Annotated in this window: 15 protein-coding genes; 3 read left to right on the top strand and 12 right to left on the bottom strand. The window is 60.2% G+C overall.

Annotated features, from left to right (window positions below):
* Nucleotides 1–3: 3 nt before the first annotated feature.
* On the top strand, nt 4–831 hold the full coding sequence (gene nadE, locus AOA61_RS15240; protein WP_032890520.1) for an ammonia-dependent NAD(+) synthetase: 828 nt from the start codon (nt 4–6) through the stop codon (nt 829–831).
* Between the two features lie 136 nt (nt 832–967).
* Here the strand turns inward: nadE and azu are convergent, their stop codons facing one another.
* Nucleotides 968–1,414 (bottom strand): azurin, encoded by a 447-nt coding sequence (gene azu / locus AOA61_RS15235; protein ID WP_032890518.1) that lies wholly within the window; start codon nt 1,412–1,414, stop codon nt 968–970.
* 332 nt (nt 1,415–1,746) lie between these two features.
* On the opposite strand from azu, the gene AOA61_RS15230 reads away from it, so the two are divergent.
* Complete coding sequence (locus tag AOA61_RS15230) at nt 1,747–1,929, top strand: hypothetical protein (protein ID WP_032890516.1); 183 nt, start codon at nt 1,747–1,749, stop codon at nt 1,927–1,929.
* A 47-nt stretch (nt 1,930–1,976) separates the two neighbouring features.
* Here AOA61_RS15230 and AOA61_RS15225 read toward each other — a convergent pair whose 3' ends face one another.
* The 6 genes from AOA61_RS15225 to AOA61_RS15200 all read right to left on the bottom strand — a co-directional run bounded on the left by AOA61_RS15225 (nt 1,977) and on the right by AOA61_RS15200 (nt 12,871).
* Nucleotides 1,977–2,867 (bottom strand): transglutaminase family protein, encoded by an 891-nt coding sequence (locus AOA61_RS15225; protein ID WP_032890514.1) that lies wholly within the window; start codon nt 2,865–2,867, stop codon nt 1,977–1,979.
* Nucleotides 2,867–5,353: a circularly permuted type 2 ATP-grasp protein gene (locus AOA61_RS15220; RefSeq protein WP_099602066.1), complete on the bottom strand. Its 2,487-nt coding sequence runs from the start codon at nt 5,351–5,353 to the stop codon at nt 2,867–2,869. Before AOA61_RS15220 ends, AOA61_RS15225 begins: the two co-directional genes overlap by 1 nt.
* 148 nt (nt 5,354–5,501) lie before the next feature.
* Entirely contained in the window at nt 5,502–8,792 is a 3,291-nt protein-coding gene (locus AOA61_RS15215) for a DUF2126 domain-containing protein (protein WP_099602065.1), read from the bottom strand.
* Nucleotides 8,793–8,979: 187 nt separating this feature from the next.
* Nucleotides 8,980–9,429: a hypothetical protein gene (locus AOA61_RS15210; protein ID WP_099602064.1), complete on the bottom strand. Its 450-nt coding sequence runs from the start codon at nt 9,427–9,429 to the stop codon at nt 8,980–8,982.
* Complete coding sequence (locus tag AOA61_RS15205) at nt 9,426–10,358, bottom strand: NAD synthetase (RefSeq protein WP_032890506.1); 933 nt, start codon at nt 10,356–10,358, stop codon at nt 9,426–9,428. Before AOA61_RS15205 ends, AOA61_RS15210 begins: the two co-directional genes overlap by 4 nt.
* Nucleotides 10,359–10,567: 209 nt before the next feature.
* A complete protein-coding gene (locus AOA61_RS15200; RefSeq protein WP_032890504.1) occupies nt 10,568–12,871 on the bottom strand; it encodes a YgiQ family radical SAM protein in 2,304 nt (767 codons plus the stop codon).
* A gap of 218 nt (nt 12,872–13,089) precedes the next feature.
* Between AOA61_RS15200 and AOA61_RS15195 the strand changes: the two genes are divergently transcribed.
* Nucleotides 13,090–17,085 (top strand): DUF6543 domain-containing protein, encoded by a 3,996-nt coding sequence (locus AOA61_RS15195; protein ID WP_099602063.1) that lies wholly within the window; start codon nt 13,090–13,092, stop codon nt 17,083–17,085.
* Between the two features lie 5 nt (nt 17,086–17,090).
* Here AOA61_RS15195 and dnaB read toward each other — a convergent pair whose 3' ends face one another.
* From dnaB to rpsF, 5 genes are all read right to left on the bottom strand, one after another.
* A complete protein-coding gene (dnaB, locus tag AOA61_RS15190) occupies nt 17,091–18,485 on the bottom strand; it encodes a replicative DNA helicase (protein WP_003217484.1) in 1,395 nt (464 codons plus the stop codon).
* Between the two features lie 110 nt (nt 18,486–18,595).
* Nucleotides 18,596–19,042 (bottom strand): 50S ribosomal protein L9, encoded by a 447-nt coding sequence (gene rplI / locus AOA61_RS15185; RefSeq protein ID WP_003171376.1) that lies wholly within the window; start codon nt 19,040–19,042, stop codon nt 18,596–18,598.
* Nucleotides 19,043–19,060: 18 nt separating this feature from the next.
* Nucleotides 19,061–19,951, bottom strand: coding sequence for a hypothetical protein (locus AOA61_RS15180; RefSeq protein ID WP_099602062.1), 891 nt, complete (start codon nt 19,949–19,951; stop codon nt 19,061–19,063).
* A 36-nt stretch (nt 19,952–19,987) separates the two neighbouring features.
* Nucleotides 19,988–20,218 (bottom strand): 30S ribosomal protein S18, encoded by a 231-nt coding sequence (gene rpsR / locus AOA61_RS15175; protein WP_003171373.1) that lies wholly within the window; start codon nt 20,216–20,218, stop codon nt 19,988–19,990.
* Nucleotides 20,219–20,247: 29 nt separating this feature from the next.
* On the bottom strand, nt 20,248–20,670 hold the full coding sequence (gene rpsF, locus AOA61_RS15170) for a 30S ribosomal protein S6 (RefSeq protein ID WP_003171371.1): 423 nt from the start codon (nt 20,668–20,670) through the stop codon (nt 20,248–20,250).
* Nucleotides 20,671–20,745 lie beyond the last annotated feature (75 nt).

Here is a 20,745-nt window from a genome sequence, read left to right as displayed (position 1 = left end):
ATCATGCAAGCCGTACAGCGCGAGATTGCTGAACAGCTCAAGGTGCAAGCGCCGTTCAACGACCAAGCCGCCCTTGAGGCCGAGGTTGCCCGACGCGTGACCTTTATCCAGGACTGCCTGCGCAATTCCGGACTCAAGACATTGGTGCTGGGCATCAGTGGTGGCGTCGATTCCCTGACCGCCGGCCTGTTGGCCCAGCGCGCGATGCAAGAACTGCGCGCCAGCACCGGTGACGAGGCCTACCGCTTTATTGCCGTGCGCCTGCCCTACGAAACCCAGTTCGACGAAATCGACGCCCAGGCATCGGTGGACTTTATCGAGCCCGACGAGCGCCACACCGTGAACATCGGCCCGGCGGTGAAAGCCCTGGCCAGTGAAGTGGCGGCGTTTGAAGGCAAGGCGGCGGTGTCCCGTGACTTCGTGCTTGGCAACACCAAGGCGCGCATGCGGATGGTGGCGCAATACACCATCGCCGGCGCGGCCGGTGGTTTGGTGATCGGCACCGACCATGCGGCGGAAGCGGTGATGGGGTTTTTCACCAAGTTCGGTGACGGTGCATGCGATCTGGCGCCGTTGAGCGGGCTGGTAAAAAACCAGGTACGCGCGATTGCACGGCACTTTGGCGCGCCGGAGTCGTTGGTAGAGAAGGTGCCGACGGCCGACCTTGAAGACCTGTCGCCAGGTAAGCCGGATGAAGCGTCACATGGCGTGACGTATGCCGAGATCGATGCGTTCCTGCACGGTGAGCCGGTGCGCGAAGAGGCGTTCAGGATTATCTGCGAGACCTATCGCAAGACTGAGCACAAGCGGGTGATGCCGTTTGCGCCGTGAGGTGAGCCAGATATTTTTGTGTTGATTGGCAGGCCGCTATCGGGGGCAAGCCCCCTCCCACATTTGATCGCATTCTCATGTTGGAACTCGGTCAAGTGTGGGAGGGGGCTTGCTCCCGATAAACGATAACCCGGTCTTACTTGACGACCACAGTGCCTTTCATCATCGAGATGTGGCCTGGGAACGAGCAGAAGAACGCGTAGTCCGTACCAGCAGCCAGCTTGGAAACATCGAAAGTCACCGAATCTTTCTCGCCGGCACCGATCAGCTTGGTGTGGGCGATGATGCGGTCGTCACCCTCTTTCAGGTAGTTCTTGTCGATGCCAGCGGCCATGCCGTCAGTGGCAACCGGTTGCATGTTGGCGGCAGTGGTCAGCACCCAGTTATGGCCCATGACGTTTTTCGGCAAGCTGCCCGAGTGTTCCAGGTTCACGGTGAACGTCTTGCAGCTCTTGTCGATCACGATTTCCTTGGTGTTGAAGGACATCTGATCGGTGGAGTCGACGGTGACATTGCACTCTGCGGCAAACAACTGGCCACTGGCCAAAGTCAGCAGGGAAACAGCAACGAGTTTGGCAAACATGTGAATCTCCAAGGCAGGGTTTATAAAACGCGGATTGCGGTAAGGGTGCCTCAAGCAGGCTTGAATTCTTATGATCTGAATCAACAGATTGTATACAACTTTAGGCTATCAGACTTATCAACACAATCTACCAGCCAAAGTAGCAGTACCTGCCTATGATCGGCCCATCACCCACTGGAGTCCGAACCATGCGCCTCAATCACCTGTTCAATGGCCTGCTGGCCGCGTACGCCTGCGGTAAGTGAAGGCAAAGCGCCCCTTGAAGCTGCTACCATGTCGTCACAAGGCAGCTGCGCGCCGCCACCCTCACCTTCGACCCTAGAGGATCGCCCATGGCCAAACCTAATTACTCCTTCGCCAAACGTCAGAGAGACTTGGCCAAGGAACAGAAGAAAGAGGAAAAACTGCAACGCAAGAAAGCCGCTGTCGATGAAGAAGCGGGCGCACTGAACCCGGACGCGGAAGGTGAAGTGGCAGCAGACGAGACCGAAACCCCGAAAGACCCGGCTGAATAAATTCTGTTGTGGTGAGCAGGCCCCCCCTGTCTCACCACACTCCACCGTTATTCCAGCGGCATCACCGTCACCCGCACCTCCGGGTCATGGTTCCCTCCCCCCAGAATTACCCCACGCAACGGCGACACATCGGAAAAGTCCCTGCCCCAGGCCAAGGTGATGTGCTCCAGTGCCGGCTGCACATTGTTCGTCGGATCAAAATCCACCCAGCCTGACACCGGGCAAAACACTGATACCCACGCGTGGGACGCATCAGCACCGATCAGCCGTGGCTGGCCGGGCGGTGGCTGGGTGAGCAGGTAGCCGCTGATATACCGCGCAGCCAAGCCCCGCGAGCGCAGGCAGGCGAGCATCAGGTGGGCGAAGTCCTGGCACACGCCACGGCGGCGTTCCAGCACTTCCACCAGCGGTGTGGCGACTTGGGTCGCTTCGGCATCGAAGGTGAATTCACTGAAAATCTTTTCCATCAGCGCCTGCACGCCCAACAACAAGGGTTCGCCAGGGGGAAAACAACTTTCGGAGAACTCGACGAAGGTTTTTTTCAGGTGCACGTAGGGTGATTCAAAGCGATACCGACAGGCTTCGATTCGCTCAGGGGTCATCGGCTGGCTGCTGTAGGTCAGACTGTCACGGGTCTGATCCCAGGCCGGCGACTGCCGAAAATCCAGTACAGGCCGCGCCAGCACCTCCACGGTCAGCCCAGCGTTGACCAGCAATTCATCGTGAGGCCGCTCGAACGCCAGGCGGGTGATCGGGTTGCCGTATACATCCAGCTCATCGCGGCGCGAGGTCGGCTCCGGGCTGATATCCAGTTGTTGCGACGTGCAGCGTTGCCAGGCACAGGGTCGTGGCCATAAGTGCGCCAACTGCTGGGCCAGGGACACCGGGCTGTCGTAGTGGTAGTGGGTATCGTGGAAAATCTGATAGCGCGCGCTCATTACACCGACACCGTTTGCTGGCTGACATCATCCACATGGGCAAAATGGCGCAACGCGAGGCGATCCGACACTTGCCCGCTTTCATCGGCCACCGCTTGCAGCAGGTCGGCCAGGCCGTCCAACGCAGCACGTACGCTGGACTCGCCAAACAGCGGGTTCTCCAGGCAACCCAAGTCGAAACGCGCCAGGCGCTCCACCAAGGGCGCCAAGCCTGTTTCCCGTGGCACACCAAAATCATCATTAAGGCGACGCAAAGTGCGACTGACCAATTTGAGCTGGAACAGCACGGCATGGGGGTTCTGCTCGTCGAGCAGCAACAGGTCGAGCACCGGAATCAACTGCGGCACCGCCAAGTAGCGCGAGCGGTATGTGATGCTGCTGTTGCCCAACTCCAGCAACCACTCCAGCCCCGCCTGATCGAACACCGCGACGCCACGCAGGAATGCCGCCAGGCTGCTGCTTAAGAATTGCAGGCGTTCTATGCGCCGCCCCATCATCAGGAAACGCCAGCCTTCGTCGCGGGTCATGTCGTCCAGGGCAAACCCGGACAGCGCCGCCAAGGACATCACCAGGCGGTTGAGAAAATCCAGCAACTCGCCAAAGTCCGGCGCTTCACTTTCCAGCTCCATGGCTTCGCGTTGCAGCTCCACCAAGGCCTGCCAGTTCTCGCGGGACAACTTGCCACGCACCTGGGACGCCGCCCACTGCAAGCGTTGCAGGTTGGCGCGCAGGCTCGATGGCCAGTCATCACCGAGCAACGCTGCGAGCAGACGCTCCGGCAGTTCGCCCTCTTCCGGCAGCAGGCGCAGGTTTTCGCCCAGCTCCACCGCCGCCAGCAACGCCAAGGGATCGTCGCCGTCGACATAACGCGCCAGCACGATTCGCAACCAGCGCGCGCTGTCATCGCAGCGCTCGCAGTAACGGCCAAACCAGAACAGGTTTTCCACCACCCGCGACGGCAGATAAGGATCGCGGCGCACCAGGTCATGGGCACCAATCGTGCGCTGGGCACGCCACTGCTCACCACCGGGGGCGCGTTCGCCGAGCACCCAGGTGTCTTTGCTCGCACCGCCGCGTTGCATCGACACCACTTCGGCATCGGCTTCAGCGGCCACACGGGTCAGGCCGCCGGGCAATACGCGATAGCCCTCGTTACTGGCCACGGCGTAAACACGCATACCAATGGCACGGTGCTGCAGGTGGTCATCCACGGTGTGCCACACCGGCGCCTGGGACAGTTGCGCCAGCTCCTGGGCGACGTAGGCGTACGGCCGCGCACGCATGCGTTCGGCCAGGGCCTCGCGTTGCTCATCGTTCAGATCGCGGCCAAACACCGGGGCGAAACTCTGCGAGGGGAACGCGGGTTTGATCAGCAGCTCCGGCAGTTTTTCCAAGGCTTCGGCGAGCACCGGTGCTTCACCGCACCACCAGGTGGCGATGGACGGCAGGATCAGTTCTTCGCCGAACAAAAACTCGTTGATTTTCGGCAGGAACCCCAGCAACCCGGGCGACTCCAGCACGCCGCTGCCCAAGGCATTGGCCACCAGCACATTGCCCTGGCGCACCGCATCCAACAGGCCCGGCACGCCCAGGGCCGAGTCGGTGCGCAGTTCAAGCGGGTCGCAGAAGTCGTCGTCCAGGCGCCGCATGATCGCGTGCACCCGGCGCAGACCGCTGAGGGTTTTGAGGAACACGGTGCTGTCGCGCACGGTGAGGTCGCCACCTTCCACCAGCGGATAGCCGAGCTGGCGCGCCAGGTAGAGATGTTCGAAGTAGCTTTCGTTGAAGCGGCCTGGGGTGAGCAGCACGATCAGCGGTGTCTGGTCATCGCCGGGCGCCTGGCGGACCAAGGTTTCCTGGAGCGTGCGGAAGAAACCGGTGAGGTGCTGCACCTGCAAGTCACGGTACAAGTCCGGGAAGGCGCGAGACACGATGGTGCGATTTTCCAACGCATAACCGGCGCCCGATGGGGCCTGGGTGCGGTCGGCCGTCACCCACCAACGACCATCCGGAGTGCGCGCCAGGTCAACCGCGTACAGATGCAGGAAAGCACCGTCTGGGGGCTGGATACCCTGGCACGGCCACAGGAAATTGTTATGCCCGAACACCAGCTCCGCCGGCAGCAAGCCTTCTTTGATCAAGCGTTGCGGGCCATACAGATCAGCGAGCACGGCATTGAGCAGGCGCGCCCGCTGGGCGATACCGGCCGACAGGTGCTGCCATTCATCCGCCGCCAACACATGGGGCAGCAGGTCCAGCTCCCACGGACGATCGGCGCCCTTGGGGTCGGCATAGACGTTGTAGGTCACGCCGTTTTCCTGGATCTGCCGCGTCAGCAGCGCCTGGCGCTGGGCCAACTGCGCGGGGGTGCTGCGTTGCAGGTGATCAAGCAAGCGCCGCCAATGGGCACGCACCGCGCCGCTGTCATCCAGCAGTTCGTGATAAGTGCCCGCAGTCAGCGGGTAACGGTCGAGCAAGTCGGACATGGAACGCTCGGCAGAGGCAAAGGGGCTCAGATTACCCTAACAAACACTGCAAATCCCTCTGTGGTTTCCAGGCTTTGTGGTGAGCGGGCTTGCCGCGCGCGAGGCATGCTCGCTCACTACATAATCTGGAGTCACAGCTGGATAGGGCTCAGTCATTTTTATTGGGGAAACGCCGCAGATCCAGGGTCATAGGGAATTCGTCATTGATCACAACACTCGGTACGGTGAGCTTCCCAGGCGTGTGGCCGAGACGGAAAAACCGCGCCATGCGCCGGCTCTCAGCCTCATTGGCGTTCACCGGTAAGCTGTCGTAATTGCGTCCACCCGGATGCGCGACGTGGTACTGGCAACCGCCCAACGAGCGTTGCATCCAAGTGTCCAGTAGGTCGAACACCAGCGGCGCATGGACCGGGATAGTCGGCTGCAAACAGTTGGCCGGTTGCCAGGCGCGGTAACGCACGCCAGCGACAAACTCGCCGACTCGCCCGGTCGGTTGCAGCGGCACTGGGATGCCATTGCAGGTCAACAGGTAACGTTGCGGTGGCAACCCACTCAACTTCACTTGCAGGCGCTCCAGGGACGAATCCACATAGCGTACCGTGCCGCCCACCGCGCCCTCTTCGCCCAGTACATGCCAAGGTTCCAGGGCCTGGCGCAGTTCCAGTTCGATACCGCTGACGGCATAGTCGCCGACCTTGGGGAAACGGAACCCCAAATGCGCGGCGAACCATTCGGCACGCAGTGGGTAGCCGGCGGCGTTGAGTTCGACGATCACGTCGGCAAAGTCCTGCTCGATAAAGTGCGGCAGCAAAAAGCGGTCATGCAACTCGGTGCCCCAGCGCGCCAGTTTCGGCGGTGCGTAAGGCTCACGCCAGAACCGCGCCACCAGCGCCCGCAGCAGCAGTTGCTGAGTCAAACTCATGCGCGCGTGGGGCGGCATTTCAAAGGCGCGCAGCTCCAACAGGCCCAGCCGGCCGGTGGCGCCGTCGGGCGAGTAAAGCTTGTCGACGCAGAATTCGGCGCGGTGAGTGTTGCCCGTCACGTCGATCAGCAGGTTGCGCAGCAGGCGGTCCACCAGCCAGGGCGGGCAGTCCTCGCCGGGCTCGGGCATTTGCGCGAAAGCGATTTCCAGCTCATACAGCGCGTCGTTACGCGCCTCATCCACTCGCGGCGCCTGGGACGTCGGGCCGATAAACAAGCCAGAAAACAGGTAGGACAGTGACGGGTGGTTATGCCAGTAGCTGATCAGGCTGCGCAGCAAATCAGGGCGACGCAGAAACGGTGAATCCTTGGGCGTCGCGCCCCCGAGCACAAAGTGGTTACCACCACCGGTGCCAGTGTGGCGCCCGTCGATCATGAATTTTTCGGTGGTCAGGCGGGTCTGTCGCGCCTCTTCGTAGAGAAACTCGGTGCGCTCGACCAACTCATCCCACGTGGCGGACGGCTGCACGTTGACCTCAATCACACCCGGATCCGGCGTCACCCGGAAGTTGCTCAGGCGCATATCGAACGGCGGTTCGTAGCCTTCCAACAGCACCGGGCAGTGCAGCTCTTCGGCAGTGGCTTCGATGGCGGCAACCAGTTCCAGGTAATCCTCGACGCGCTCCAGCGGCGGCATGAACAGGTACAGGCGCCCTTCCCGTGCTTCGGCGCACAGTGCGGTGCGGGTCAGCCAGTCAGCGGACTCGTCGACCTCGGGCACTCGCTCATCGCTCGGCGCTGCTTCGCCGTGGCTTTGCAGTTGGGCACTGGTTGGCAGTTCCGGCTGGTCCTGATTAGGGTCGGTGGGGTGCACGAACGGATACTCCGCCGCCGTCACCCACGGCTGCGAGGCCAACGGCAGGCGATAGCCAAGCGGTGAATCCCCCGGTACCAGGCGGCAGTGGTTATCGCGCAGGTACCAACGCCCACTTTGCCAGCGGTCATTCGCGGCCGTACGTGCCAGCGGCAGCACCTGGCCGATGACTTTATCCAGGCCCTGGCTGAACACTTTGCGCAGGCGTTCGCGCTCTAGGTCGTCGCTCAAGCGCGGGTCCTGGGCGGTGACGTTCTGAGGCAACGCACCTTCGCGCCACAGGTAGTAAAAATTGTCTTCGAAGGCCGGGAATACAAAACGCGCCGGCAACTTGAGGCGTTCGGCAACACTGGCCAGGAAGCGCCCGGCCAGCACGCCATCGGCACCGTAGTCCTCTTGCTCATCGGCAATCAGTGCACTGTTGTGCCAGATCGGCACGCCGTCGCGGCGCCAGTAACAGTTGAGCGACCAGCGCGGCAGTTGCTCGCCGGGGTACCACTTGCCCTGGCCAAAATGCACCAGGCCCTTGGGCGCGTAGTGCTTGCGCATGCGCTGGAACAGCTCGGCGGATAAGCGGCGTTTGTCGGGGCCAAGGGCCGCGGTGTTCCACTCGGCGCCGTCGGGGTCGTCGATGGACACAAAGGTCGGCTCACCGCCCATGGTCAGGCGCACGTCGTCCTTGAGCAGGTCGCCGTCGATCTGCCGGCCCAGGGCCTGGATCGCCAGCCACTGCTCTTCGGTGTAGGGCTTGGTGACCCGTGGCGCTTCCCAGATGCGCTCCACCGACATTTCGTGGGTAAATTCGCACTCGCAGGGTTCCACCAGCCCACTAATCGGCGCGGCGGACGATGGATCAGGACTACAGGCCAACGGGATATGCCCTTCACCGGCAAACAATCCGGAGGTTGCATCCAGCCCGATCCAGCCGGCGCCGGGCAAATACACCTCGCACCAGGCATGCAGGTCGGTGAAGTCCACCTCAGTGCCGGACGGGCCATCCAGGGCTTTGACGTCGGCGGTCAGTTGGATCAGATAGCCGGACACAAACCGCGCCGCCAGCCCCAGATTGCGCAGCAATTGCACCAACAACCACGCCGAGTCTCGGCAGGAGCCGGAGGCGTTTTCCAGGGTGAACTCCGGGGTTTGCACGCCAGGTTCCATGCGGATCAGGTAACCGATATCGGTGGCCAAACGCTGATTGAGCCCCACCAGGAAGTCCACGGCGGGCAGTGGCGTGCGGTCGATGCCGGCCAGGTAGGCGGCAAACTTCGGCGTCAGCGGCAGGGTTTCCAGGTACGGCGCCAGCTCGCGCTGCTCATCGGCGGCGTAGCTGAAGGGGATTTTTTCGGCGTAGGGCTCAAGGAAAAAGTCGAACGGGTTGAACACCGCCATCTCGGCGACCAGGTCAACCTCAATGCGCAGTTCATCAGTCTTTTCCGGGAACACCAGACGCGCCAGGTAATTGCCCTGGGGGTCCTGCTGCCAATTGATGAAATGCTGCTCGGGCAGCACTTTCAGTGCGTAGGACAAAATCCGCGTGCGGCTATGGGCCGCCGGACGTAAGCGCACGATCTGCGGCCCGAGTTCGACGGCACGGTCGTAGCGGTAATGCGTAACGTGGTGCAACGCGACATGAATCGACACGGCGGCCTCCTGCGAGCCAGGGCATGAACACAACGCGCGCAAGACTTATGCCAGAGCGGCAGCCATTGCGCTTTATCGTAAGACCCGGTGCAGTACAGCACCAAAACGGCGCCATCGTAGGTGCCGTGGTGCGAGGGTTGCACATATTTGTGGCGAGCGTGTGCAAACAGGTGGCGAATCTACCCAGTCAGCCGCGCTTACCCTTCGCGATCACCGCCTGGCGCAGGTGGCGTATTTCGAAGAGCTTTTGGCGCATTTCACGATGGCGCTTGCTGTTGAGCAGCAATAACCCCAGCAACGGAAACAGCACGGCCGAGCCATAGACCCAGCCATTGAGGCCGTATTGAATCATCGGCAGTACGAACAATAGGCAGGCGCCCAAATACCCCGCGACGAGCCGCGTCGCCCAGGGATACCCGCGCGCAATCATGACATTGCCAAAAACCAGCACCGTCACCAGCACCAGGATGGCGCCTCCCGAATAGCTGGACTTGAGGGCAGGATCGACACCGCGCAGATACGTCACGCCGGCCATGGACACCGCAGCCGAACCGGAGAAGATCGCCATAAAAATAGTGCCCATGAACACCGGGAAATATCGGGCCAGAAATCCGCCCATATCGGGAAAGCCGTTCATTCCGTCAGATCCTCGTACAGGCCGATAGCAATAGTTTCGGCCGTGCCCACGTGGCCGGTTCGATGGCTGCCCCAGATCCCCAACAGCCCCCCGATGGCATCCTTGAGCTGAGTCAGCGTGGCATGCCGGATTTCGGTGGAGCTGTAGCTCTTGGTCAACGTGCCGGCGCGCTGCTGCAACTTGAGCAACTTGGGGGTCAGGCTGGGGTCTTTCAGGCTCAGCAGTTCTTTGGTCAGCTTCTTGCGTTCCTGGCGGCTCAGGCCCTTGAGCAACTCGTACCAACTTTTGCCCAACGCAGCTGCTTTGTTGGCCTTGAGCAACCGAATCGTGGTCAAGGCACCTGTTCCGATACCCACCAACGAAGCCGCATCGAGAAGGGGGGAAACGGCGCCGTACCATGCGGCGTCATCCATGCGGTCGTTGGCATCCGGATCAAGCACTTCGTTATAAGTGCGCGCCACGCCAAACCCGCATTGAGCGCTGCTGGCCAATGCCGCCGTGATGCCAATGCCGACCACAAACGCGCTGGCACCGGCGGTGAACGGCACCGCGACGCTGCCGCTGAATACCACGATCCAACCGATCACCGCGGCGCTACAGGAAAGGCCCATGTCAAACGCTTCCTTCTGGAGGCGCCCTTCCCGGGGATCGGTCTTCACCTGCTCCACAAACTGTGCGGGCGAGATGTACTTCTGCGCCTCGCGCAAGATGATGCGCTTGGGTTTGATGCTGCAGATCGGCTTGAATTCGCGCAGGGTGATGACGTTGAAGTCGGCGTCGATGTACACAACGCCCGCGCCGACGATGCCGGGGTCGGCGTCGATGGCAGCGAACAGGCGCGGTAGGTTGATCTGGCTTTCGATGCGCTGGCGCGCCATGAACTGCGAACGGTTGAAGTCCATGCCGATGCCGGCCAGGGGGTTGCCCATGGGGTGTTCTTCCTTGAAGGGGTGGAGACCGAACTGACGCTATCGGGGGCAAGCCCCTCCCACATGTGATGTGTGAATACATTCAAAAAGTGGGAGGGGGCTTGCCCCCGATAGCGATTTAATGGGCGCCACCTTAACAAACAGACTCCCCACCGCCTAGAAAGCAAAACGCCAGCACGAGGCTGGCGTTTTACATAGTCAAGCGGCGATCAACGCGGCACAACCGGCTTACGCGCGGGCTTGCCGCCCTTGCCCTTGGCCGCATCGCTGCGCTCTTTGGCCGCCTGTTTGTTACGTGCCTGGGCCGCGGCCTTGGCTTGCTCACGCTTGTCCCACGGATTGCTGCCATCGCTGCCACGAGGCGGCAGGCCAGTATGCTGGGTGAGGATCTTGGTGGTGGTTTCCTTGGCGACCTTATGGCTGCCGACCGGCGTCGAATTCTTGCGACGAGCGCTCTGGTAGCTGTCGGTGCTCGGCTGGTGCAGCGGGATCAGTTGGTCCTTGCCCGGCCCGATCAGGTCGGCACGGCCCATGCGGGTCAACGCTTCACGCAGCATCGGCCAGCCTTTCGGGTCGTGATAGCGAAGGAATGCCTTGTGCAGACGGCGCTGCTCCTCGCTCTTGACGATGGTCACCGCGTCGCTCTTGTAGGTGACCTTGCGCAGCGGGTTTTTGCCCGAATGGTACATCGCGGTGGCAGTGGCCATCGGCGACGGGTAGAACGCCTGCACCTGGTCGGCGCGGAAGCCGTTCCCCTTGAGCCACAGGGCCAGGTTCATCATGTCTTCATCGGTGGTGCCTGGGTGGGCGGCGATGAAGTACGGGATCAGGTACTGCTCCTTGCCCGCTTCCTTGGTGTACTTCTCGAACATGCGCTTGAACTTGTCATAGCTGCCGATGCCCGGTTTCATCATCTGGTTGAGCGGACCTTCCTCGGTGTGTTCCGGGGCGATCTTGAGGTAGCCACCGACGTGGTGCGTTACCAACTCTTTCACATATTCCGGCGACTCGACCGCGAGGTCGTAGCGCAGGCCGGAAGCGATCAAAATCTTCTTCACACCCGGCAAGGCTCGGGCGCTGCGATACAGCTGGATCAACGACGAATGGTCGGTGTTCAGGTTCGGGCAGATACCAGGGAACACGCACGACGGCTTGCGGCACGCGGATTCGATTTCCGGACTCTTGCAGGCGATGCGGTACATGTTCGCGGTCGGGCCGCCGAGGTCGGAGATCACGCCGGTAAAACCAGGCACCTTGTCGCGGATCTCTTCGATCTCGCGGATGATCGACTCTTCGGAACGGTTCTGGATGATGCGGCCTTCGTGCTCAGTGATTGAGCAGAAGGTGCAGCCGCCGAAGCAGCCACGCATGATGTTCACCGAGAAGCGGATCATGTCGTAGGCCGGGATTTTTTCCTTGCCATACGCCGGGTGCGGGACGCGTGCGTACGGCATGCCGAACACGTAGTCCATTTCTTCGGTGGTCATCGGGATGGGAGGCGGATTGAACCATACGTCCACTTCACCGTGCTTCTGCACCAGGGCGCGGGCGTTGCCTGGGTTGGTTTCCAGGTGCAACACGCGGTTAGCGTGGGCATAGAGCACCGCGTCACCACGGACTTTTTCCACCGATGGCAGGCGGATCACGGTCTTGTCGCGGGTCATGCGCGGGCTGGCCAGGATCTGCACGACCTTGGCTTCTTCCGGGTCATCAACCGGACCCTTTTCCTGCTCGATGGCGCAGGCCTGGGTGTCCTGGGTGTTGACGTACGGGTTGATGATCTTGTCGACCTTGCCCGGACGGTCGATGCGGGTGGAGTCCACCTCGTACCAGCCTTCGGGCGTGTCACGGCGAATGAACGCGGTGCCGCGCACATCGGTGATGTCTTCGATCTTGTGACCCCACGACAGGCGCTGGGCGACTTCGACGATGGCCCGCTCGGCGTTGCCGTACAGCAGGATATCGGCGGTGGCGTCGATCAGGATCGAGTTGCGCACACGGTCCTGCCAGTAGTCGTAGTGGGCGATGCGGCGCAGGGAGGCTTCGATGCCGCCGAGTACGATCGGCACGTTCTTGTACGCTTCCTTGCAACGCTGGCTGTACACCAGGCTCGCACGGTCCGGGCGTTTGCCGGCCATGCCGCCTGGAGTGTAGGCGTCGTCGGAACGGATTTTCTTGTCGGCGGTGTAGCGGTTGATCATCGAGTCCATGTTGCCGGCCGCGACGCCGAAGAACAGGTTCGGCTCGCCGAGCTTCATGAAGTCGTCTTTGGACTGCCAATTCGGCTGGGCAATGATCCCGACGCGGAAGCCTTGGGACTCCAGCAGCCGGCCGATGATGGCCATGCCGAACGACGGGTGATCCACGTAGGCATCACCAGTGACGATGATGATGTCGCAGGAATCCCAGCCAAGCTGATCCATCTCCTCCCTGCTCATGGGCAGGAATGGCGCAGGACCGAAACATTCGGCCCAGTACTTGGGATAGTCAAATAACGGCTTGGCTGTTTGCATGACGGTGACCGGTGTTGAGATGAAAAATCGCGGGCGCGGAATATAGCACAAATTTTGACCAATTCCGACGGTAATGGTCGGCTTTTAAACCGGCGATCTGCCGCTCCCGTATTCACCCCAGTTAATCAAGCACATACGGGGCTATTCCACTAACTCATCGGCAAAAACATCCTCGATAGGCTGGTTTCAATCAACCACAGCCCCTGGTGGCCCAGCCCATGAATACACGCCCCACCCCACCACCACGCCGCCCTCTCCTGGCGGCACATCACGCGATGATAGGGCCTCAGTTGCCGTCCTGGCTGCGTCAGGCACCCGCCTCGCAGCTCAAGGATTTTCGCGACTGCCTGATCAACAGCAACCCGGCCCGGCACGACCTCAAAGCGCTGCTGGGCGAGATCCAAAGCCCTGAAGACTTTGCCCGCCCCCGCTTGCGCGCGGCACTGACTGCGCAGTTTTTCACGCTGATTGCCGATGAAAACGCGATCCTAGTGCGCGAATGGAAAAACCATCACCTGCTCGGGCTGATAAAAACCCATGCCAGAACCACCCGGCAGACGCTGCTAGAAGCGGCCCTGCAGAACTTCGAAGCCTCTGAAGCGCAAGAAGGCGGCATGGAAACCGGCACGGCAATTTATAACGTCACGGCAACCGGCGAGGTATCCAGTTCGATCACTGGCCCGGCATTCGCCAAGTTCTGCCGCAATCTGGACCTGGGCGGCCAATACCTTGCGCATATCTTCAGCGCGCTTGAGCCGTCGTCGAGCTCCGCCTCGGGGCGCACGCCGCAAGAGGTGCGAAGGGTATTTCGCGCTCAGGTGCAGCATGCCTTTGGGGTCGCGATACATATCGCTTATATGAACCGCCGCCTCACCGCCAAGCAGCATCTGCAACTGAACAGTCTGTACCGGTCGGGGTCACCCCCGGATATGCAGTGCCATCACCTGACGATCAACGAGGTGGTATTGCCGGGCGTGCTGGTGATTGAGGCGCCAAAGATCGGCCTCCCGTTCATCCTCTACACGCCCGACGATCCAAGCGCTGCGCTACGTCCGCACGCGAGCCTAGCCGAACTCAAGCGCAAGCTGGCCGAACGGCTGCTGGATGAAAACTACCGCGCCGTCTTCGAGCGGCTGGTGCCCTTGCAGCACCAGGGCAGTCTGCTGGACGCAACGCCGGAGCAATCCGGCTCAGACAATATCGAAATGGGAGGACGGATCTACACCGAGCCGGCCCATCTGAACCTTCCTGTGGACCTCACCGCATGCAGCGCAGATGTGTTCCTGTCCATCGCCGAGCACACCATCGCGCAGATCAAAAGTGATGCCCAAACCCTCGCGGCACTCACCGCAAACGTCGACGTGCTGAGCCGGCAAAAGCGTCTGCAGGGCTATATCGATGCGGGCAAATCCCTGCTGTTCTTTGCAGCGTCGTTCATTCCGATTGTGGGCGAAGTGCTGCTGGTGGTCAGCGCCGCCCAGTTGATCGACACGATTTACGAGGGATTCTCCGCCTGGAGCCGCGGCGACAGTGACGAGGCGCTCAACGATCTGCTGGATGTGGCGGACAATCTCGCCCTCGCCGCTGCAACAGCCGGCGCGATCAAGACCGCAGGTTTCACCGCCGGCTTGATAAAAGTCCGAGTGCGCAACAAAGGCTGGCGCCTGTGGCACTCGGACCTCACGCCGTACCGTCATCCCGACGGGCTGCCGGAACATCTGGTTGCCGACAGCCAAGGCTTGTATCAGCACGGACAACAGCAGTTCCTGAAGCTGGATGATCACGCCCACGCCGTACGCCGTACCGCTGAGGGCAAGCAATGGGAACTGGCGCACCCGACTGACCCACACGCCTATTCACCACCGCTGCTTAGCAACCAAGTGGGCGGCTGGCGCCATCTGCACGAAACGCCCGGCGAGTGGGAGGACATCAAGCTCATTAAGCGTCTGGGCCCAGATGCGACGCAGATCAGGCAAGCGACGGTGGAGCCGATCCTGTTGCTCAGCGGCGTGGATAAGGCGGCGCTGCGTCAGATCCATCAAGAGATGGTGCGCCCACCGCCATTGCTGCTAGATACCCTCAACCACTTCAATCTGGAACAAGAAATCAATGACTTCGACCTGAGTCGCGCCGAGGGCACGACGCTCAGCCCGCATTCGCCGCAGATTCAATTCCACCTCCTCACGTCACTGGCCCAATGGCCCGCCAACCGCGTGCTGAAAATTGTCGATGAACAACAGCAGGAGGTGCTGAGCCATGGCACCGGTACAGCCGAAACCCGTATAGACGCGGCGCGTTTCCGGCGTGGCGAGTTGCTGCACGCACTGCAAGAGCAACTGCCCCAAGACGAATTCAACGCGCTGCTGCCACCGGTGTATATCGACTACTTCACCAAAGTCGAAAACCTGGCGCGGACCTTGGAAGAACAAGCCGTAGGGCAAAAGCAGCGGCTGTTTACCTTACTCACTGCGCCGAATGAAAAACTGATGTCTCCGACCGAAAAGAGCCTTCACACCGCCGCGCCGACACTCTCCAAACGCCACCTTGAAGACATGCAAGGCACACTCTCGCAATCCGAGCGCCAGCAGCTGGAGGGGCTAACAACCTTACCGAACGCACAGCGCTGGGAAGCCGAGCAATACGCCCAGACCCAACAGGCAACGCGTTTGGGTGAAAGTATTTTTCTTGAATGCCTACGCAGCCGTGAGAGCGTGCCACTTGTTCTGCACACCCTGGAGCGCATCCCTGGCTGGCCGAAGGCGCGCCTGATCGAAGTACATGACGTAAGCCACGGCGGCCCGTTGCTGGGTCGGATCGGCACCGCGGAGGTCACAGCCCGCGATGTGTTGATTCGCCAAGGCGAGCTTTACGCCCTCCACAATGACAAAAGTGCGCCCATGCCTTTGCTCGGGGCTATCGAGCGCATGCTGCCGGAGTCAGAGCGCAGCGTAATCCTGCAACGCTCAGGAGCCGATTCGCTCGAGCAGGCGCTTTATAAAACCGGCTTGTCGGTGATGAACGAAGGCCCGCCACCCATTCGCACCCGAGTCGCCTCCGCACAGACATCAAGCGCAGTCGGCTTACCCTTAGACCCCTTATTCAGCGACCCCTCGCCGCCGTTGGGCCTGACACAACGCGCAGACGGCATTCATCAAGCTCCCCCGCTGGCCAACGGCAACTATCGCTATTACATCCAGGACAACCAGAAATATTACCAAGTCAAATACGACACCATGGGATGGCGCCTGCTCGATGCCCGCAGCCGCTTTCGTGCCTATCAGCCCTACCTGCGCCAGAAAGCCGAGGGCGGCTGGGAAATTGATCAGGCCAAAGGCGCATTGCTCGGCGGCAAGGACTCACCTGTACGGCTGGAGGAAGGCATGGAATCCGGTGAGGAGTTTGAGTCGGCCGAATCGGTTAGTTTGAGCAGCGACTACGAGTCAGCCGAAGAGGGCGTGGTGAGGGCGCACTATTCTGCAACCGAGCTTAGCCAAATGCGCACCCACCGCGGCTACCAGTACAGCCAGAACTACCGGCGCATCTATGACCGAGCCAACAACGGCCGATACCCGTTGCGCGACACTCTGGGCCGGCCTATGCGAATCCGGCAGATACAGAGCCACGGCAAATCGTTGACCACAGAAGCCGTCTTCGCCGCCAGCGAATTGCACCCCTACATTCGGTGGCAAGGTTACGAAAATGTGGCCCGCCTGTATGAAGACAAGCTTGAGGTCACCTCCTTCACCGCAGCTCATCAGAAGTGTGCACAGGAAGCGTCGCTGATTGGCGAGGCCACAGTCGTCACCCGCCGCGCCCTGAAAAAAGGTCAAGCATTGGGCGTCTACGGTGGAGAACTCTTGCCGCTATACGTCGCCAGGGCAAGGCAGGATCCTTACCTGATGCCGATCAAAAACCTCAGGCCTACTACCCCGCACGCCGTGAATATGCAATTGGTGCTCTCGGGAGACAACGCGCTCTCAAGGATAAACACGATTTTCGAGTACGAAGGCGAATTGCCGATCCGGCAGGCGAGCGTGGGCTATAACGTTGAGGCCGCGCAATTTCGTATCCAGGCGCAAGTGGACGACAACACACACGAACAACTGATACTCACGGGTCTGTTCGCCAGCGAGGACATAGCCGCCGGCGCCGAATTACGCTGGAACTACCAGTACGACGAATCTACCATCCGGGAGCTGTTTCCTCGCCCTTAGTACGGTTACTCGTCTTCGAAGTTGTAACTGCCCGGCGCCAGGTTTTCGAAGCGGGTGTATTTGCCGATAAAGGCCAGACGCGTGGTCCCGATCGGGCCGTTACGCTGCTTACCGATGATGATTTCAGCGATGCCTTTATGCTCGGTTTCCGGGTGATACACCTCGTCCCGGTAAACGAACATGATCACGTCAGCATCCTGCTCGATCGCTCCAGACTCCCGCAAGTCGGAGTTGATCGGGCGCTTGTTCGGGCGTTGCTCCAGGGAGCGGTTGAGCTGCGACAGGGCAACCACCGGGCAGTTGAATTCTTTGGCCAGGGCTTTCAACGAGCGAGAAATCTCGGAAATTTCGTTGGTACGGCTGTCGCCGCTTGAGCCTGGGATCTGCATCAATTGCAGGTAGTCGATCATGATCAGGGCGATATCGCCGTGCTCGCGCACGAGACGTCGGGTACGCGCGCGCATTTCCGACGGACTGATGCCCGCTGTGTCATCAATAAACAGCTTGCGGTCGTTGAGCAGGTTGACCGCCGAGGTCAGGCGCGGCCAATCATCATCTTCCAGGCGACCGGCACGCACTTTGGTCTGATCGATGCGGCCCAGGGACGACAACATACGCATGATCAGCGATTCACCTGGCATCTCCAGGGAGTAGACCAATACCGCCTTGTCGCTGCGCAACACAGCGTTTTCCACCAGGTTCATGGCGAAAGTAGTTTTACCCATGGACGGCCGGCCGGCGACGATGATCAAGTCAGCTGGCTGCAGCCCGCTGGTCATACCATCCAGATCGGTATAGCCGGTGGACAGCCCGGTGATGGCGTTGTCTGTGTTGAACAGGGTATCGATGCGGTCGATGGCTTTGGTCAGCAGGTCGTTGACGCTGACCGGACCGCCGGTTTTCGGCCGGGCCTCGGCGATCTGAAAGATCTGCCGTTCGGCTTCGTCAAGAATCTCTTCAGCGGTACGGCCTTCCGGGTTGAAAGCACTGTCGGCGATCTCGGTGGCGATACCGATCAACTGGCGCAACGTGGCCCGTGCACGAACAATCTGCGCATAGGCCTTGATGTTGGCGACCGATGGTGTGTTCTTCGCCAGCTCACCCAAGTAACCCAGGCCGCCCACTTGGGAGGTCTGGCCCTCCTTGTCCAATTGCTCGGCCAGGGTCACCACGTCGATCGGCGAGTTCTGGTCGGCCAGCTTGGCGATGGCACGGAAGATCAGGCGGTGGTCATGACGGTAGAAATCGCCATCCGAGACTTGATCCAGCACACGTTCCCAGGCGTTGTTGTCCAGCATCAAACCACCGAGCACGGCCTGTTCGGCCTCGATGGAATGCGGCGGCACCTTCAGGGCAGCGGTTTGCAGATCGTATTGCTCAGGAGCTGAAATATCGTTCATGGCCACTTGGAATTTGGGGTTTGTAGAAAAACAAAAGGCACGACCTGTAAACAGGATCGTGCCCGATGTTAACCGTCCGGCACACGAGGTGCCAGCCAGTTAGGTGTTGCTTAAGCTGCTACCACGACAACGCGTACGGTGGCTTCAACTTCAGCGTGCAGGTGCACGGCTACGTCGAATTCGCCTACGTTGCGGATGGTGCCGTTCGGCAGACGAACTTCGCTCTTCTGCACTTCAACGCCGGAGGCGGTCAGTGCATCAGCGATGTCGTGGGTGCCGATCGAACCGAACAGCTTGCCTTCGTCACCGGCGGTGGCAGTGATAGTCACTTCCAGCTCAGCCAGTTGGGCAGCGCGAGTTTCGGCCGAAGCTTTTTTGTCTGCTGCTGCTTTTTCCAGCTCAGCACGACGCTCTTCAAACGCAGCCAGGTTGGCAGCGGTTGCAGCGGTGGCTTTGCCGTATGGCAGCAGGTAGTTACGACCGTAACCGGCCTTAACGTTCACTTTGTCGCCCAGGTTGCCCAGGTTGGCGACTTTTTCCAGAAGGATCAGTTGCATGTGAAAATCCTCTAACTTTTAACCTTCACCGTTCGCGTTATCGGCGTCTTTCGGCGCAGAACGTCCGCGAAAATCAATCAGGCTGTCGACAATGGCCAAGACCACGAGTAACGGACCAATCAAGTGCATAAGCGGCAAGACAGTGACGTAAAACCCCACCAGCCAAAAACTGGCCAATTTTTTCTGCACAACCAACCCATGAATCAAGGACAGGCCAGCGAAGAACAGCGGTACACCGCACAACGGCAACAAGATCAAGGTATGCCAACCGATAAACGGAGCGACACACATGACGGCCAGCAGTGACAGCGCAACGCGCTTGGGGATTCGGATTGCGCGAAACTCGCTTCCGAAACCTCCGGGGTTATACAACAACGCTTGCCAGTAGCGCCCAAGAATCAGGCACAACACACTAAAGATCTGCACCGAAACCGACGTTGAAATGATCAACAGCGGGACTGTCAACGAAGCGAGAACTGCTTTCTGGTCCGCCGAGAACTTCTCGTAAGACTCACCCATCACCAGCGGCAAAACGTGTTGAAACGTCTGCGCCAATGACTCGATGAAAGAACCGAATACGGTCCCCAGGCTCACCGCACACAACAACCCCACGGCCGTGCTGACCAGCAGCACACGATTCCAGGAATGACCAGCGCGCAAAACCAACGCCAGACTACAACTCCCAAACAGCACAAGAAGCGCTGTCGGGTCTTGCAGGAAATGCCAGCTCACCAACACTGACAACAACCCTAGACCCAGGACGCTCAAAGCGTCCGAACCGCGCCGCAGAAGCACAAGGCAACCTGCAGCAGCACTCAACCAAAACAACATCGGCAACACTGCACATCCAGCCACTACCAGAGTGGCCTGCACACGACCGCGCATGATGAACTCAGCTAAGGCGCGCATGCATTCAATCCCTTACTACTTGTCGACTGCCCGGTCTCAGCGGCCGTGGCTGTCGGTGTAGGCCAGCAGGGCCAGGAAGCGGGCGCGCTTGATAGCGGTGGCCAGCTGACGCTGATAACGTGCTTTGGTACCGGTGATACGGCTTGGAACGATTTTGCCGGTCTCGGATACGTAGGCTTTCAGAGTGTTGAGATCTTTGTAATCGATCTCCTTCACTTCTTCAGCGGTGAAGCGGCAAAACTTACGACGACGGAAGAAACGTGCCATTTGATAGGCTCCTTAATAAGGTCCGTGGATTACTCGTCAGCGTTATCGCTGCTGTCGCTGTCATCACTATCAGCGCTATCAGCGCCTTCGTGCTCAGGACGGTCGCGACGCTCACGGCGCTCACTGCGGTTTTCTTCAGCCTTGAGCATCTCGGATTGGCCGGTAACGGCTTCTTCGCGACGGATGACCAGGTTACGGATCACTGCATCGTTGTAGCGGAAGTTGTCTTCCAGCTCGGCCAGGGCCTTGCCAGTGCACTCAACGTTCAGCATCACGTAGTGAGCCTTGTGAACATTGTTGATTGCGTAGGCCAGTTGACGACGACCCCAATCTTCCAGACGGTGGATTTTGCCGCCGTCTTCTTCGATCAGCTTGGTGTAACGCTCAACCATGCCGCCGACTTGCTCGCTTTGATCCGGGTGGACCAAAAAGATGATTTCGTAATGACGCATGAATGCTCCTTACGGGTTGTAGCCTGCCGCTCAAAAACGGTCAGACAAGGAGTGAATGACACTTATGGATCTTGC

This window comes from Pseudomonas sp. 2995-1, from assembly GCF_002742505.1.
Classification (GTDB): domain Bacteria; phylum Pseudomonadota; class Gammaproteobacteria; order Pseudomonadales; family Pseudomonadaceae; genus Aquipseudomonas; species Aquipseudomonas sivasensis.
This window is presented reverse-complemented; position numbering and strand designations above follow the sequence as displayed.